Raw genomic sequence first — 15,578 nt, forward strand, 5'->3', positions numbered from 1 at the left:
TATGAGAACTTTTCTATAGGGTAATTTTATGTCCTCCATTCAATATGATGCTATCCACAATGGCTTAACGGCTTTCCAGGGTGATGCGATCGCACAATATATGCGTACTGATTTTATGACGCTACCCGACCATCTTTGCGTGGGCGAAGCGCGCGACCGCTTTATTTCTCAACTCTCTCTTCAGGATATACCAGGACAACTTTTTGTTGTCGCCGATAAAACGCTACGCGGCGTACTCTCAATTAAAAAGCTCCTTCAGGAAAAAGATTTAAAGCTTCCGATTAATCATCTAATGGACAATTGCTTACTCCGTGTGAAACCTGATGCAGAACGCGCTGACGTTGTGGCTATTCTGGCACAGCGCGAGCTGGATGTTATTCCCGTCGTCGATAAAGGCGAGCTTGTTGGCTGCCTGACGATGAAAGAGATTGTGCATTTGCAGGAAGACGACGTTACCGAGGATGCTCAATTACAGGGGGCCACGCTTCCTTTAGAAAAACCCTATCTTGATATGACGCCATGGGCGTTATGGAAAAAACGTTCTGTTTGGCTGCTATTACTATTTGTCGCTGAAGCCTATACCAGCAGTGTGCTTCAACATTTTGAGGAGTCGCTGGAGTCTGCTATCGCACTGGCGTTTTTCATACCTTTGTTGATAGGTACAGGAGGAAACAGTGGTACCCAAATTACCTCAACGCTTGTACGCGCGATGGCCCTTGGTGAGGTGCGTTTACGTGACATGGGGCAAGTCATTCGTAAAGAGGTGACCACCTCATTCATGATTGCGCTGACATTGGGTCTTGCTGGCTGTTTCCGAGCCTGGATGATGGGGATTGGCATCGAAATTACCATGATCGTTAGCCTAACGTTAGTTTGCATAACGCTTTGGAGCGCAATTGTGTCCTCAGTCATTCCAATGGTGCTTAAGCGGATTGGCATCGATCCCGCCGTTGTATCTGCGCCCTTTATTGCAACGCTGATTGATGGCACAGGTCTTATTATCTACTTTAAAATCGCCCAGTATTTTCTTGGGTTGAATTAATCATTATCCGGCAGCCTGGCTGCCGGCTTTGCAAGCACGAACAGGTGATAAGAGCACCTATCTGCCTGTAGCACTCTCCCCCAGCGCCTGCGCGCACGCCCAGGCGCTCGACCAGGCCCACTGGAAGTTATAACCGCCCAGCCAGCCGGTGACATCCATCACTTCACCAATGAAATACAGCCCCGGCACCTTGCGCGCTTCCATGGTTCGGGAAGAGAGTTCGTTGGTATCCACGCCGCCCAGCGTGACTTCCGCCGTGCGATACCCTTCCGTACCGTTCGGTTGCACACGCCATTCGGTCAACGTTTCCACCAATGTTTGCTGATCGCGCACATTAAGCTGTTTCAGCGTGACATCCGGAATCTGCCCCAGTTGCTGCAAACACTCCACCAGGCGTTTCGGCAGATGCATCGCCAGCGTGTTTTTCAGGCTCTGATTCGGGTGTTCAGCGCGCTGCGTATCAAGGAATTCGGCCAGGTCGATATCCGGCAGCAGGTTGATGGTGACGAACTCCCCTGGCTGCCAGTAGCTGGAAATCTGCAATACCGCCGGGCCGGAGAGGCCACGATGGGTAAACAGCAGGCTTTCACGAAAAACGGTGCCGTCTTGCGCGCTAATCACAGAGGGAACGGAAACACCGGAGATGGTTTGGGAAACATCCAGCATTGGTTTATGCAGCGTGAATGGCACCAGCCCCGCGCGGGTTGGTAGAACCTTCAGGCCAAATTGTTCGGCAATTTTGTAACCAAATGGCGATGCGCCAAGGCCCGGCATCGACAATCCGCCGCTGGCAATCACCAGTTTTTGGGCGGTGACGGTTTCGCCGTTGAGTTGCAGGCTAAAGCCTGCTTCATCACGCTCAACGCTCAATACTTCGCTGCGCAGGCGCGTCGTAACGTTGCCTTTTGCACATTCATCCACCAACAGCTTCACAATTTGCTCGGCGGAATCATCACAGAAAAGTTGCCCCAGCGTCTTCTCATGCCAGGCGATGCCGTGTTTTCCAACCAGGTCGATGAAATCCCATTGGGTGTAGCGCGCCAGTGCGGATTTGCAAAAATGCGGGTTTTGGCTGAGATATGCCGCGGGTTCGACATAAAGATTAGTAAAGTTGCAGCGGCCACCGCCGGACATCAAAATCTTACGCCCCGGCTTCTTACCGTTATCCAACAACAGCACGCGCAGGCCCGCCTGCCCGGCCTGCGCGGCACAAAACATTCCTGCGGCACCGGCCCCAATTACAATGGCATCAAACCTTTCCACGCACTATCCTCAACTTAGAGATTGTCGGGAATTGTAAATTTTTCACGCATGTCGTACCAGTGAAATATAAGACAATCCTGCATATCCGTTTGAAAATTCTTAAAAAATCATTTTCACCGTTTATACAAAGATGGGGAAATATCAAAAAAAGTCTATATTTCACTTTGCCCGCGCTGCCAAAGTCCATGATAATGCCGCGCGTTCATGTCCTCAAAATGGCGTAACGTACTATGTTACATTTGTTCGCAGGTCTGGATTTACATACCGGGCTTTTGTTGGTACTTGCTCTGATTTTTGTTCTGTTCTACGAAGCGATTAACGGCTTCCATGACACAGCAAACGCAGTGGCAACCGTGATTTATACTCGCGCTATGCGATCGCAGCTTGCGGTTGCCATGGCGGCTATCTTTAACTTCCTCGGCGTTCTGCTGGGCGGCCTGAGTGTAGCTTATGCCATCGTGCATATGTTACCGACAGATCTCCTGCTTAATGTCAGTTCGGCGCACGGCCTCGCCATGGTCTTCTCCATGTTGTTGGCTGCGATTATCTGGAACCTCGGCACTTGGTATTTTGGTCTGCCGGCGTCCAGTTCCCACACGCTGATTGGCGCGATTATCGGTATTGGTTTAACCAATGCGCTGATGACCGGCACATCGGTGGTGGATGCGCTTAACATTCCGAAAGTACTGAATATTTTCGGCTCCCTGATTGTGTCACCGATTGTCGGCCTGGTCTTCGCAGGTGGTCTGGTGTTCCTGCTGCGTCGCTACTGGAGCGGTACGAAAAAACGTGCGCGTATCCACCTGACGCCGGCAGAGCGTGAAAAGAAAGACGGCAAGAAAAAGCCGCCATTCTGGACGCGTATCGCCCTGATCATCTCGGCTATCGGCGTCGCGTTCTCTCATGGCGCGAACGACGGTCAGAAAGGCATTGGTCTTATCATGCTGGTACTGATTGGCGTGGCTCCGGCAGGTTTCGTGGTCAACATGAACGCGTCGGGCTACGAAATCACCCGTACCCGTGATGCTATCAATAACGTTGAAGTCTTCTATCAGCAGCATCCTGCGCTACTGAAAAAAGTCACCGGCGTTGACCAGATTATTCCTGAGCCTGACACCGCTATCACGCCGTCTGGCGAGCTGCACTGTCATCCGGCCAACTCTCTCTACGCGTTAACCCGCGTGAAGAACATGCTGGCGGATATCGAGACCTACGACAAACTGAGCGTTGAGCAGCGTAGCCAACTGCGTCGCATCATGCTGTGTATCTCTGATACCACCGATAAAGTCGCTAAGCTGCCGGAAGTGAGCGCTGACGATCAGCGTCTGCTGAAGAAACTGAAAGGCGACATGCTCAACACCATTGAGTACGCACCGGTCTGGATCATCATGGCCGTCGCGCTGGCGCTGGGTTGCGGTACGATGATTGGCTGGCGTCGCGTGGCGACCACCATCGGTGAGAAAATCGGTAAGAAAGGCATGACCTACGCACAGGGTATGGCGGCGCAGATGACCTCTGCAGTATCCATCGGCCTGGCGAGTTATACCGGGATGCCGGTTTCCACCACCCACGTGCTCTCCTCCTCTGTGGCGGGGACGATGATTGTGGATGGCGGCGGTCTGCAACGGAAAACCGTGACCAACATTCTGATGGCCTGGGTCTTCACACTGCCGGCGTCGATTCTGCTGTCGGGCGGGTTGTACTGGCTGTCGCTGATGATTATCTAATCATCAGGCAGACAAAAAAGACGGGTCAGGAAACTGGCCCGTCTTTTTTTATGTGGAAAGATTAATGCCAAAGAGCCAGTGCAATCAGGCTCACCACCACTAATCCACACAACGAACTGGTCAAAATGAACTGGCGGCGCACGCGTTCACAGCGGCGAATAAACTCGTCGTCATGATGATCGCGATAACGCTGACCGTAAATGTACCAAACCAGCCTTACCTGCTTGCTGGGTTGACCATGTGAGGTAAAAAACCCACCACCATCAACATATTGATAGAGCAAGGGATCGCAACCACGCAGTACCACTAGCAATGCACGTAACGACGAGAAATAGCGTGCCATATTTACCACACAGACGACACACAGGGCCCAAAACAGCGCGATTGTGCTGATCATACCTCCTCCCCGGCGACCCGCCCAAAGGAGATACCTCCCGGGCTACCGCACCCCAATTACCCATAGCTCCAGACAGCTCAGTGAAAAAGGTGAGAATCCGATCACGTTTATTTGTCCGACCGGCTCATTAAATAGTGTAGGAGATTAGTGAAATTTTTTACCACAACCTTAAGCGTTATCAATAGGTGTCTTTAGATAAATTTGTTTAACAAATTGGTGATCGCGTCGCATTGACGCGCAGACCCGGTCGCTATAATGTAGAAATATCTTCTACAATGAGGTCTTTAAGATTATTACAAGGCCTGATTAGCATCCACGGATGCGGCAGATTTTAGGCAGGGCTAAACCCCCGCGCAATCGACATGCAGGACGCGGGCGACTTCACGCCCATTGGTCATCGACAACTTTATGGAAGGAGTAACACCATGGCTTACAAACACATTCTTATCGCGGTAGACCTTTCACCAGAGAGTAAAGTACTGGTTGAGAAAGCCGTATCTATGGCACGCCCATACAACGCGAAAGTTTCCCTGATTCATGTTGATGTGAATTACTCCGATCTCTATACCGGCCTTATCGATGTGAATCTGGGCGATATGCAAAAACGCATTTCGGAAGAGACTCACCATGCGCTGACTGAGCTGTCCACCAATGCGGGTTACCCGATTACCGAAACCCTGAGCGGCAGCGGCGATCTGGGCCAGGTGCTGGTCGACGCCATTAAGAAATACGATATGGACCTGGTGGTTTGCGGCCATCATCAGGACTTCTGGAGCAAGCTGATGTCTTCTGCACGTCAGTTGATCAACACCGTTCACGTGGATATGTTGATTGTTCCACTGCGCGACGAAGAAGAAGAGTAATCGCTTCCCGCGCATAATGACAACGCCCGCTTTTGCGGGCGTTTTTTTTCAGTACGCAAACCTGATAAGCGCAGCACCATCAGGCTATACGCTTACGCTTTGCGCGCGGCAATCCAGTCCTGAACTTCGATAACAAATTCATCCGGCGCTTTGCGGTACATCTTGCGGGCAAGGTCGAGGATCGTGTGCTGAGCCAGTGCCTCTTCCATTCGCTGTTGCGCCATATCCATTACTGAACGTACGCCGCAGATACCTTCACACGCCCACGCTGGCGGTTGTTCATCAAACACGGCCAGCCGCTGGCGAATTTCACGGCATTCAAAGATGCGTTTTTCACCGTCGATGGCAACAGCCACGTCTTTCACCGTGATATGCTCCGCTGGTTTCGCCAGCTGAAAACCGCCGCCCTTTCCTTCAATGCTACGCACCAGACCGGCTTTTGACAGGCGAGTGAAGATTTTGGCGAGGTAGTCATAGGGCACGCTTTGTAACTCCGCAATTTCGCGCACGCTCATGTCGCGGGCATCGCCCTTACTGTCTACCATGCACATCAGGCTATGAATGCCGTACTCAACCCCGGAACTGTAAAATGCCATGTTGTAATCTCAGCCAATATAACTCTGAGTTATTGTAGCTTTTCTACCCTCTGCAATCCAGACGCCCTCGCGACACCCTATCAAAAAGAAGAAATAAATAGCGATTATTCAACGTCATAAACATGAAATCGCTACAGCGCTCTTTTTTCGCATTGCTTTTTCAAACTACGACCAATAAAATCCGAGTAAATTAATCGGAGTTAACAGAGTGAATAAGCAATGCGTAAACAAATTCTGATCGTCGGTGCCGGCTTCGCCGGTATGTGGGCGGCCCTGAGCGCGGCACGTCTGGCAGACAAAAACAACGGCCAGGCAATTGATATTACAGTGATTGCTCCACAGCCAGAGCTACGTGTTCGCCCGCGTTTTTATGAAAGCCACGTGGCAACGCTGGTTTCCCCACTGATGCCGCTCTTCGACGCCACCGGTGTGGCATTTCTGCGTGGCACCGTATCGGATATCCACACCGACTCACGTAGCGTGAGCTGGAAAGATGCCAACGGCGAATCCCACCAGCATGGCTACGATCGCCTGATTCTGGCGAGCGGGAGTCACGTAAACCGTTCATTTATCTCAGGTGTCGCAGAGCATGCGTTCGATCTCGATCAGTTAGAGAGCGCAGCCGTTTTAGAAAAACATCTGCAATCCCTGGCGAAGAAACCGGAAAGCGAGGCGCGTAACACCGTCGTTGTCTGCGGCGGCGGGTTTACCGGTATTGAAATGGCGATGGAATTACCAGGCCGTCTGCGCGACATTCTTGGCTCAAATGCTAAGACCAGAGTAGTCGTAGTTGAGCGCGGCCCACAGCCTGGTTCACGCTACAGTGAAGAACTGCGTAATGTGGTTATTGATGCCTCCAACGAACTGGGCGTCGAATGGATTGTGAATGCAGAGGTGGAATCAGTAGATGCCACAGGCGTCACGCTGAAAAACGGGCAGCGAATTGCCTCTTCAACCGTTATCTGGACCGTGGGCGTCCAGGCAAGCGACCTGACAGCACAGATTGATGCGCCTCGCGATCGTCAGGGGCGTCTGCATGTGGATGCGAATCTTCAGGTTGTCGGGCATGAAGCGATTTTCGCCACGGGCGACGTGGCTTATGCGGCAACGGATGACAAAGGCAACCACGCATTGATGACCTGCCAGCACGCGATTCTGCTGGGCAAATTCGCCGGGAATAACGCTGCAGCCAGTCTGCTGGGTGTGGAGCCGTCACCGTATCGCCAGGAGATGTACGTCACCTGTCTGGATCTCGGCGCATGGGGCGCGGTGTATACCGAAGGTTGGGATCAGCAGGTAAAACTGACGCGCGAAGAAGCGAAGAAGTTGAAGGTGTCGATCGTCAGTGAGCTGATTTACCCACCGAAAGCAGAGAGAGCGGCGGCGTTTGAGATGGCGGATCCGTACGCGCCATTTGTGTAGGGGCCCTCACCCCGGCCCTCTCCCACAGGGAGAGGGAGAAAACCGCACAAGCTTAACCCTTGGCACAATCGGTTCCCTCTCCCTGTGGGAGAGGGTTAGGGTGAAGGGCATCAGGCCGCACCGCCCCTACTCCGCCGTCCCCGCATAAATATCAAACCGATGCCCTTTGGTGACCACCGCGTTCGTTGTTGCCACATCCGCAAGCGGCGGTGCGTAGTCTGGCCGTTTCACCACCACCCGTTTCGTCGCCAGCAAGCGTGCGGGTTCCAGCAATCCATCCGCGTCTAAATCCGGCCCCACCAGCGACTGAAACACGCGCATCTCTTTCTTCACCAGCGCGCTTTTCTGCTTATGCGGGAACATCGGGTCAAGGTACACCACCTGCGGTCGCGGCGTGATATCCGCAAGCGTCGTCAGGCTGGAAGCGTGGATCAACTGCAAGCGCTCCTGCAACCAGCCGCCGATTTCCGGGTCGGCATAGCCGCGCGCCAGGCCATCGTCGAGCAGCGCCGCCACGACCGGGTTGCGTTCCAGCATCCGTACATGGCAGCCCACCGAGGCCAGCACAAACGCATCGCGCCCCAGCCCCGCCGTGGCGTCAACCACGTCCGGTAAATAGCTGCCCTTAATGCCCACCGCTTTCGCTACCGCTTCACCGCGACCGCCGCCAAATTTGCGACGGTGCGCCATCGCCCCGCCAACAAAATCCACGAAGATACCGCCAAGCTTAGGCTCATCACGTTTGCGCAGTTCCAGATGCTCTGGCGTTAACACCAGCGCCATCAGGTTGTCTTCATCGTGCTCCAGCCCCCAGCGGGCGGCAAGAACAGATAAGGCGCCGTCTCCGGCGCCCGTTTCATCAAGTAAACAGATTTTCACTGACTGATTAGCCTTTGATCCCGTAGTGCTCCAGCATCGCATCGAGCTGCGGTTCACGGCCACGGAAGCGTTTGAACAGTGCCATGGGTTCTTCAGAACCGCCGCGCGTCAGGATGTTATCGAGGAACGACTGCCCGGTATCGCGGTTGAAAATCCCCTCTTCTTCGAAGCGGGAGAACGCATCCGCCGCCAGCACATCGGCCCACAGATAGCTGTAGTAACCCGCCGCATAACCGCCAGCAAAGATATGGCTGAAAGCATGCGGGAAGCGGCCCCATGACGGCCCCGGCACCACAGCGACCTGTTTCTTGATTTCTGCCAGAGTTTCGAGGATTTTCGCGCCCTGTTCCGGGTTAAATTCCGCATGCAGACGGAAGTCGAACAGGCCGAATTCCAGCTGACGCAGGATAAACAGCGCCGCCTGGTAGTTTTTCGCCGCCAGCATTTTATCCAGCAGTTCCTTCGGCAGCGGTTCGCCGGTTTCATAGTGACCAGAGATAAACGCCAGCGCGTCCGGCTCCCAGCACCAGTTTTCCATGAACTGGCTCGGCAGTTCGACCGCATCCCACGGTACACCGTTGATCCCGGAAACGCCCGCGGTTTCGATGCGGGTCAGCATGTGATGCAGGCCGTGACCGAATTCGTGGAACAGGGTGATCACTTCATCATGCGTAAATAGCGCCGGTTTGCCGTTGACCGGACGGTTAAAGTTACAGGTCAGATAGGCGACAGGTTTTTGCAGCGAGCCATCGAGCTTGCGCATCTGGCCGACACAGTCGTCCATCCACGCTCCGCCGCGTTTGTGTTCACGTGCGTACAGGTCAAGGTAGAAGCTACCGCGCAGTTCGTTGTTTTCGTCATACAGCTCGAAGAAGCGCACTTCCGGGCTCCAGACGTCAACATCGTTGCGCTCTTTGGCGGTGATACCGTAAATGCGTTTCACCACCTCAAACAGGCCGTTAACGGCTTTGTTTTCCGGGAAGTACGGGCGCAGTTGCTCGTCGCTGATGCTGTAGAGGTGCTGTTTCTGTTTTTCGCTGTAGTACGCGATATCCCACGGTTGCAGCTCATCGACGCCAAATTCCGCTTTCGCGAAGGCACGCAGTTGCGCCAGCTCTTTTTCACCCTGCGGACGCGCACGTTTGGCGAGATCGGTTAAGAATTCCAGCACCTGCTGCGGGTTTTCCGCCATTTTGGTGGCGAGAGATTTAGAAGCATAGCTCTCGAAACCCAGCAGTTGCGCCAGTTCGTGACGCAGGGCGAGGATTTCCGCCATCACCGGGCTGTTATCCCATTTACCGGCATTCGGGCCTTGATCGGAGGCGCGGGTGCTGTAGGCGCGATACATCTCTTCACGCAGGGCCTGGTTGTCGCAGTAGGTCATCACCGGGAGATAGCTTGGGATATCCAGCGTCAGCAGATAGCCGTCCAGCTCTTTGGCTTCGGCCTGAGCTTTGGCGGCGGCCAGCGCGCTTTCCGGCATACCGGAGAGCTCCGCTTCGTCGCTTACCTGCTTCGTCCAGCCCATGGTGGCATCCAGCACATTGTTGCTATAGATGTTGCCCAGTTCAGACAGTCGCGTCGCAATTTCGCCGTAGCGCTGCTGTTTCTCTTTCGGCAGTCCGATACCGGACAGCTCGAAATCGCGCAGTGCGTTATCGACCGCTTTTTTCTGTGCGGTTGAGAGCGTGGCGTAGTTATCGCCGTCGCGCAGGTCGCGATACGCTTTGTACAGCCCTTCATGCTGACCGACCCAGGTGCTGTATTCCGACAGCAACGGCAGGGTTTGCTCGTAAGCCTCACGCAGTTCCGGGCTGTTTTTGACCGAGTTCAGGTGGCTGACCGGCGAGAAAATACGCTCCAGCACATCGTTCACTTCCGCCAGCGGCTGGCATAAGTTTTCCCAGGAGTAAGGTGCGCCCTGTGCTACCACACGTTCCACATTTTCACGGCAGTCGTTCAGCGCTTTGGTGACGGCGGGAACAACATGCTCAGGCTTGATGGCGGAAAACGGTGGCAGTTCGAAGGGAGTCAGTAATGGATTCGTCATATGCACAGTCCTGGTTAAAAAGGGGGAACAAACGCTCAAGCGCGTAGCGTCGCCTTCCGGCGCGTAATGTATGTAGCATGGGGTTAAGTGTAGTGAATTTCAATGATAAGCGTTGCGCTTTCGCGGCGGCGGCGACTTTTCGGTATACTGTTCGGATAGCCTTTTTTGTTGCCCGGTAACGGGCCCATGTTTTACTTAGCGGAACCCCTTTACCCATGCTCAGTTATCGCCACAGCTTTCACGCTGGCAACCACGCCGACGTCCTTAAACACACCGTTCAGAGCCTGATCATCGAATCACTGAAAGAGAAAGAGAAACCGTTTCTCTATCTGGACACCCATGCGGGCGCAGGCCGTTACCAGCTAAGCAGCGAGCATGCCGAGCGTACCGGTGAGTATCTGGAAGGTATCGCCCGTATCTGGCAGCAGGACGATCTGCCTGCCGAACTGGAGCCGTACATCAGCGTGGTACAGCACTTTAACCGCAGCGGTCAGTTGCGCTACTACCCAGGCTCACCGCTGATTGCGCGTCAGTTACTGCGTGAACAAGACAGCCTGATGATGACCGAACTGCACCCAAGCGATTTCCCGCTGCTGCGTTCCGAGTTCCAGAAAGACGATCGTGCGCGCGTGGAGAAAGCCGACGGTTATCAGCAACTCAAATCCAAACTGCCGCCGGTTTCTCGTCGTGGGCTGATCCTCATCGACCCGCCGTATGAAATTAAAACCGATTACCAGGCAGTCGTGACGGGTATTCACGAAGGCTATAAACGCTTTGCGACAGGCACCTATGCGTTGTGGTATCCGGTCGTCCTGCGTGCGCAAATCAAACGCATGATCAAAGACCTCGAAGCCACCGGCATCCGTAAAATTCTGCAAATCGAGCTGGCGGTGCGCCCGGACAGCGACCAGCGCGGTATGACCGCGTCCGGCATGATTGTTATCAACCCGCCGTGGAAGCTGGAACAGCAGATGAACGCCGTACTGCCGTGGCTGCACAGCAAGCTGGTGCCGAACGGTATCGGCCACACCACGGTAAGCTGGATCGTGCCTGAGTAATTGCAGACATAGCCAGAACCTATCAGTTTCAGGTATACAATCGCGGATCTTTGGCGCTGGGCGCAGAGCCCTCGCCTGACAATGAACAGGAAGGAGCGGTCATGACCAAACATTACGACTATATCGCTATTGGCGGCGGCAGCGGCGGCATCGCCTCGATTAACCGTGCGGCGATGTACGGCCAGAAGTGCGCGCTGATTGAAGCCAAAGAGCTGGGCGGCACCTGCGTTAACGTCGGTTGCGTGCCGAAAAAAGTGATGTGGCATGCCGCGCAAATTCGCGAAGCCATCCACATGTATGGCCCGGATTACGGTTTTGATACCACCATCAACGACTTCGACTGGAACAAGCTGATTGCGAGCCGTACCGCCTACATCGACCGTATTCATACGTCGTATGACAATGGCCTGGCGAAAAACAAAGTCGACGTCATTAAAGGCTTTGCCCGCTTTGTTGATGCGAAAACCGTGGAAGTGAACGGGGAAACGATCACCGCCGATCATATCCTGATCGCCACCGGCGGTCGCCCAAGTCATCCGGATATTCCGGGCGTGGAATACGGTATCGATTCCGACGGTTTCTTCGCGCTGCCAGCACTGCCGAAACGCGTCGCGGTTGTCGGTGCGGGCTACATTGCTGTGGAACTGGCAGGCGTGATTAACGGACTGGGCGCAGAAACGCATCTGTTTGTGCGTAAACACGCGCCGCTGCGTACCTTCGACCCGCTGATTACCGAGACGCTGGTTGAAGTCATGAACGCGGAAGGCCCGACTCTGCATACCCAGGCGGTGCCAAAAGCGGTGGTGAAAAACGCCGACGGTAGCCTGACGATTGAACTGGAAGATGGCCGCAGCCAGACAGTAGATTGCCTGATTTGGGCAATTGGCCGTGAACCGGCAACTGACAATTTCAACCTGGCGGCAACGGGCGTGAAAACCAACGATAAAGGCTATATCGTGGTCGATAAATTCCAGAACACCAATGTTCCGGGGATTTATGCGGTCGGTGATAACACCGGTGCCGTTGAGCTGACGCCGGTTGCGGTCGCGGCGGGCCGTCGTCTTTCAGAACGTCTGTTTAATAACAAACCGGAAGAGCATCTGGATTACAGCAATATCCCGACCGTGGTCTTCAGCCACCCGCCCATCGGCACCGTCGGTTTAACCGAACCGCAGGCGCGTGAGCAGTATGGCGACGACGCCGTGAAGGTCTATAAATCCTCCTTCACCGCGATGTATACCGCCGTTACTTCGCACCGCCAGCCGTGCCGTATGAAGCTGGTTTGTGTTGGCCCGGAAGAGAAAATTGTCGGTATTCACGGCATCGGTTTTGGTATGGATGAAATGCTGCAAGGTTTCGCCGTGGCGCTGAAAATGGGCGCAACCAAAAAAGATTTCGATAATACCGTGGCAATTCACCCGACAGCGGCGGAAGAGTTTGTTACCATGCGTTAATATATGACGCGCAATCCCCTACATGGCAACATGTAGGGGATATCTGACTCTCTCGTTCATTCTCTGTGGGTTTATGAAGAATAAGAAAACTAAATTATTTTCAGGCTTTATTATTGTTCTTATTTGTATTTTCTCTTTCTATTACTACATCACAAATTACCCACAAATAGATAACTACCACGTCACGATCGACGCTAAACCGATCTCAGATTTAGAGGGCGGATTATCCGGCCTGACCTGGAATAAAGACACGCAAACGCTATTCGCCGTCACCGATGCGCCCTCTTTAATTCTGGAACTCAGCACGGATGGAAAGGTGCTGCGCCGCATCAAAACGGATAAACCCGCTGACCTTGAGGCGATTGAATACATCGGCAATCAACGCTTCTACCTTTCCAAAGAAAAGAGCGGCACGCTGGCTATTATCACCATTAATAACGATACGCAAAAAGTGGATATCAGCCATGCCGAAACTTATCGTCCGGCAGTTCAGGCCGAAAAGCAAAACAGCGGCGTGGAAGGATTAGCCTGGAAACCCGAACTGTCTCGCATGGTGACCGCCCAGGAGAAAAAACCCGTCCGTATTTTTAATATCCTCGATAACGAAGGGGCATTCAAAACAGACAAAAGCCCACTCAATGAGTTAATGCTCTCCTGGTATGTGCGCGATATCTCCGGAATGGATTTTGATGGTTCGACGTCTAACCTCTATATTCTCTCCGATATTTCGCAAAAAGTCGTTATGGTCGACCGCGAGCATAAGCTGAAATTTATGTCGCTGACGGCAGGGCATTACGGCCTCTCACGTGATATACCTCAACCGGAAGGTATCGCCACCGATGGCACAGGTAACCTCTATATCGTGAGCGAGCCGAATCTGTTTTATAAATTCAGCCCACGTTAAAACACGTTACAATCGATTGTTCTGAAAATCCCGGCACTGATAAAATCCGGGATTACATTTTTTTATTGTTTTTCAAAAACCTGAAAAAATCCCAATCTTCCACCCCTCAAAAAAGTGTGATCTTCCGCACGCTTTGTTCACCCGTAACCGAAGCGAATGTCTACGCTTTATAGGTGGCCGGATAAAACCGGGATGTAAAACGACGCTCACCGGAGGTGACCTGCGCTATGTTCAACCAGAAAATACGTCACGAAGAGTCCGAAGCCTTAGCCATTGAAGTCGAGCTGTGCTACGAGGCGGATCCGTACGAATTAAAACTGGATGAAATGCTCGATGCCGAACCGGAACCGGAAGTCATTGAGGGGCTACCCGCCTCCGATGCCCTGACCCCAGCCGATCGTTATCTGGAACTGTTCGAAAACGTTCAGCGCGCGCGCATTTTTAGCGATAGCAAAACGTTTCCTGACTGCGCGCCGAAAAAAGATCCGCTGGATATTCTCATCCACTATCGCCGCATCAAGCGCAAACCAGGTTTTGACCTGCGCCGCTTTGTGGAAGAGAACTTCTGGCCACCGGAACTGCGCGACAGCGAGTACGTTTCGGATCCGGAAAAAACGCTGAAAGAGCACATCGACACGCTCTGGCCGGTGCTTACCCGCGAGCCGCAGGATCATATTCCCGGTTCATCGCTGCTGGCGTTGCCACAGTCCTATATCGTGCCCGGCGGGCGGTTTACCGAAACCTACTACTGGGACTCCTACTTCACCATGCTGGGGCTGGCGGAAAGTGGCCGGGAAGACCTGCTGAAATGCATGGCCGATAATTTTGCGTGGATGATTGAGCGCTACGGGCATATTCCTAACGGCAACCGTACCTACTATCTTAGCCGCTCGCAGCCACCGGTCTTTGCACTGATGGTCGAGCTGTTTGAAGAGGATGGCGTGCGCGGAGCGAAACGTTATCTCGACCATTTGAAGATGGAGTACAGCTTCTGGATGGATGGCGCGGAATCGCTCATTCCCAACCAGGCTTACCGCCATGTCGTGCGCATGCCGGATGGCTCGCTGCTCAACCGTTACTGGGATGATCGCGACACGCCGCGCGATGAGTCTTGGATTGAAGATGTCGAAACGGCGCAGCATTCTGGCCGACCGCCGAATGAGGTGTATCGCGACCTGCGCGCCGGGGCGGCATCCGGTTGGGATTACTCCTCGCGCTGGCTGCGTGATACCTCGCGGCTGGCGAGTATCCGGACGACCCAATTTATTCCCATCGATTTGAACGCCTTTTTGTTCAAACTGGAAAACACCATCGCCAATCTTTCCGGTTTGAAGGGCGATAAAGAGACGCAGGCGCTGTTTAAGCAGAAAGCCAGCGCACGCCGCGCGGCGGTGACGCGTTATCTGTGGGATGAAGAAAATGGCCTGTTCCGTGACTACGACTGGCGTCGCGAACAACAGGCGCTGTTCTCTGCCGCCAGCGTTGTGCCATTGTATGTCGGTATGGCGACACATGAGCAGGCAGACCGGCTGGCGCTTGCCGTCCGCGCCCGGTTGCTGACACCACGCGGTATTCTGGCGACGGAATATGAAAGCGGCGAGCAGTGGGATTACCCGAACGGCTGGGCACCGCTTCAGTGGATGGCGATTCAGGGGTTCAAACTCTACGGCCACGACGTGCTGGGCAACGAAATCGCCCACAACTGGCTGGAGACGGTGAATCATTTCTATCGCGACCATCATAAATTGATTGAGAAGTATCACATCGCCGAAGGTACGCCGCGCGAAGGGGGCGGCGGGGAGTATCCGTTGCAGGATGGTTTCGGCTGGACCAACGGCGTGGTGCGCCGTTTGATTGGTTTGTATGGTGAGCCTTAACAGAAGCCGGGGGCGCTGCGCTTGCCCGGCCTACAACGGCTCAAGA

The 15,578-nt window shown here is 53.8% G+C and carries 13 protein-coding genes; 8 read left to right on the forward strand and 5 right to left on the reverse strand.

The genetic code is table 11. From position 1 onward, the window contains the following. Positions 1-28: 28 nt before the first annotated feature. Entirely contained in the window at positions 29-1,042 is a 1,014-nt protein-coding gene (locus tag DBY68_RS17275) for a magnesium transporter (RefSeq protein WP_108476777.1), read from the forward strand. A gap of 57 nt (positions 1,043-1,099) precedes the next feature. On the opposite strand, the gene DBY68_RS17280 is transcribed toward DBY68_RS17275, so the two are convergent. Next, positions 1,100-2,305, reverse strand: a complete 1,206-nt coding sequence (locus tag DBY68_RS17280; RefSeq protein WP_108476776.1) for an NAD(P)/FAD-dependent oxidoreductase — start codon at positions 2,303-2,305, stop codon at positions 1,100-1,102. Between the two features lie 230 nt (positions 2,306-2,535). On the opposite strand from DBY68_RS17280, the gene pitA reads away from it, so the two are divergent. After that, positions 2,536-4,032: an inorganic phosphate transporter PitA gene (pitA, locus tag DBY68_RS17285; RefSeq protein WP_108476775.1), complete on the forward strand. Its 1,497-nt coding sequence runs from the start codon at positions 2,536-2,538 to the stop codon at positions 4,030-4,032. 61 nt (positions 4,033-4,093) lie between these two features. On the opposite strand, the gene uspB is transcribed toward pitA, so the two are convergent. Then, positions 4,094-4,429 carry a universal stress protein UspB gene (gene uspB / locus DBY68_RS17290; protein WP_015962600.1) on the reverse strand — a complete coding sequence of 112 codons (336 nt, stop codon included), beginning with the start codon at positions 4,427-4,429 and terminating at the stop codon, positions 4,094-4,096. A gap of 425 nt (positions 4,430-4,854) precedes the next feature. On the opposite strand from uspB, the gene uspA reads away from it, so the two are divergent. Next, complete coding sequence (gene uspA, locus DBY68_RS17295; RefSeq protein WP_108476774.1) at positions 4,855-5,292, forward strand: universal stress protein UspA; 438 nt, start codon at positions 4,855-4,857, stop codon at positions 5,290-5,292. A 92-nt stretch (positions 5,293-5,384) separates the two neighbouring features. Here uspA and DBY68_RS17300 read toward each other — a convergent pair whose 3' ends face one another. Then, a complete protein-coding gene (locus DBY68_RS17300) occupies positions 5,385-5,888 on the reverse strand; it encodes an Rrf2 family transcriptional regulator (RefSeq protein WP_108476773.1) in 504 nt (167 codons plus the stop codon). A gap of 219 nt (positions 5,889-6,107) precedes the next feature. On the opposite strand from DBY68_RS17300, the gene DBY68_RS17305 reads away from it, so the two are divergent. After that, a complete protein-coding gene (locus DBY68_RS17305) occupies positions 6,108-7,310 on the forward strand; it encodes an NAD(P)/FAD-dependent oxidoreductase (protein WP_108476772.1) in 1,203 nt (400 codons plus the stop codon). A 126-nt stretch (positions 7,311-7,436) separates the two neighbouring features. Here DBY68_RS17305 and rsmJ read toward each other — a convergent pair whose 3' ends face one another. Continuing rightward, positions 7,437-8,189, reverse strand: coding sequence for a 16S rRNA (guanine(1516)-N(2))-methyltransferase RsmJ (gene rsmJ / locus DBY68_RS17310; RefSeq protein WP_108476771.1), 753 nt, complete (start codon positions 8,187-8,189; stop codon positions 7,437-7,439). Positions 8,190-8,196: 7 nt separating this feature from the next. Next, positions 8,197-10,239 (reverse strand): oligopeptidase A, encoded by a 2,043-nt coding sequence (gene prlC / locus DBY68_RS17315; protein WP_108476770.1) that lies wholly within the window; start codon positions 10,237-10,239, stop codon positions 8,197-8,199. A gap of 215 nt (positions 10,240-10,454) precedes the next feature. Here prlC and DBY68_RS17320 point away from each other — a divergent pair, with 215 nt between their 5' ends. The 4 genes from DBY68_RS17320 to DBY68_RS17335 all read left to right on the forward strand — a co-directional run bounded on the left by DBY68_RS17320 (position 10,455) and on the right by DBY68_RS17335 (position 15,532). Next, the gene (locus DBY68_RS17320; protein WP_108476769.1) at positions 10,455-11,297 is read left to right on the forward strand and encodes a 23S rRNA (adenine(2030)-N(6))-methyltransferase RlmJ; all 843 of its coding nucleotides are present in this window, start codon (positions 10,455-10,457) and stop codon (positions 11,295-11,297) included. A gap of 101 nt (positions 11,298-11,398) precedes the next feature. Further along, a complete protein-coding gene (gene gorA, locus DBY68_RS17325; protein ID WP_108476768.1) occupies positions 11,399-12,751 on the forward strand; it encodes a glutathione-disulfide reductase in 1,353 nt (450 codons plus the stop codon). A 73-nt stretch (positions 12,752-12,824) separates the two neighbouring features. Next, a complete protein-coding gene (locus tag DBY68_RS17330; RefSeq protein ID WP_158529127.1) occupies positions 12,825-13,655 on the forward strand; it encodes an SdiA-regulated domain-containing protein in 831 nt (276 codons plus the stop codon). A 227-nt stretch (positions 13,656-13,882) separates the two neighbouring features. Next, on the forward strand, positions 13,883-15,532 hold the full coding sequence (locus tag DBY68_RS17335) for an alpha,alpha-trehalase (RefSeq protein ID WP_108476766.1): 1,650 nt from the start codon (positions 13,883-13,885) through the stop codon (positions 15,530-15,532). Positions 15,533-15,578 lie beyond the last annotated feature (46 nt).

The sequence above is a fragment of the Pseudocitrobacter sp. RIT415 genome (genome assembly GCF_003057695.2).
Taxonomy (GTDB): Bacteria; Pseudomonadota; Gammaproteobacteria; order Enterobacterales; family Enterobacteriaceae; genus Pseudocitrobacter; species Pseudocitrobacter faecalis.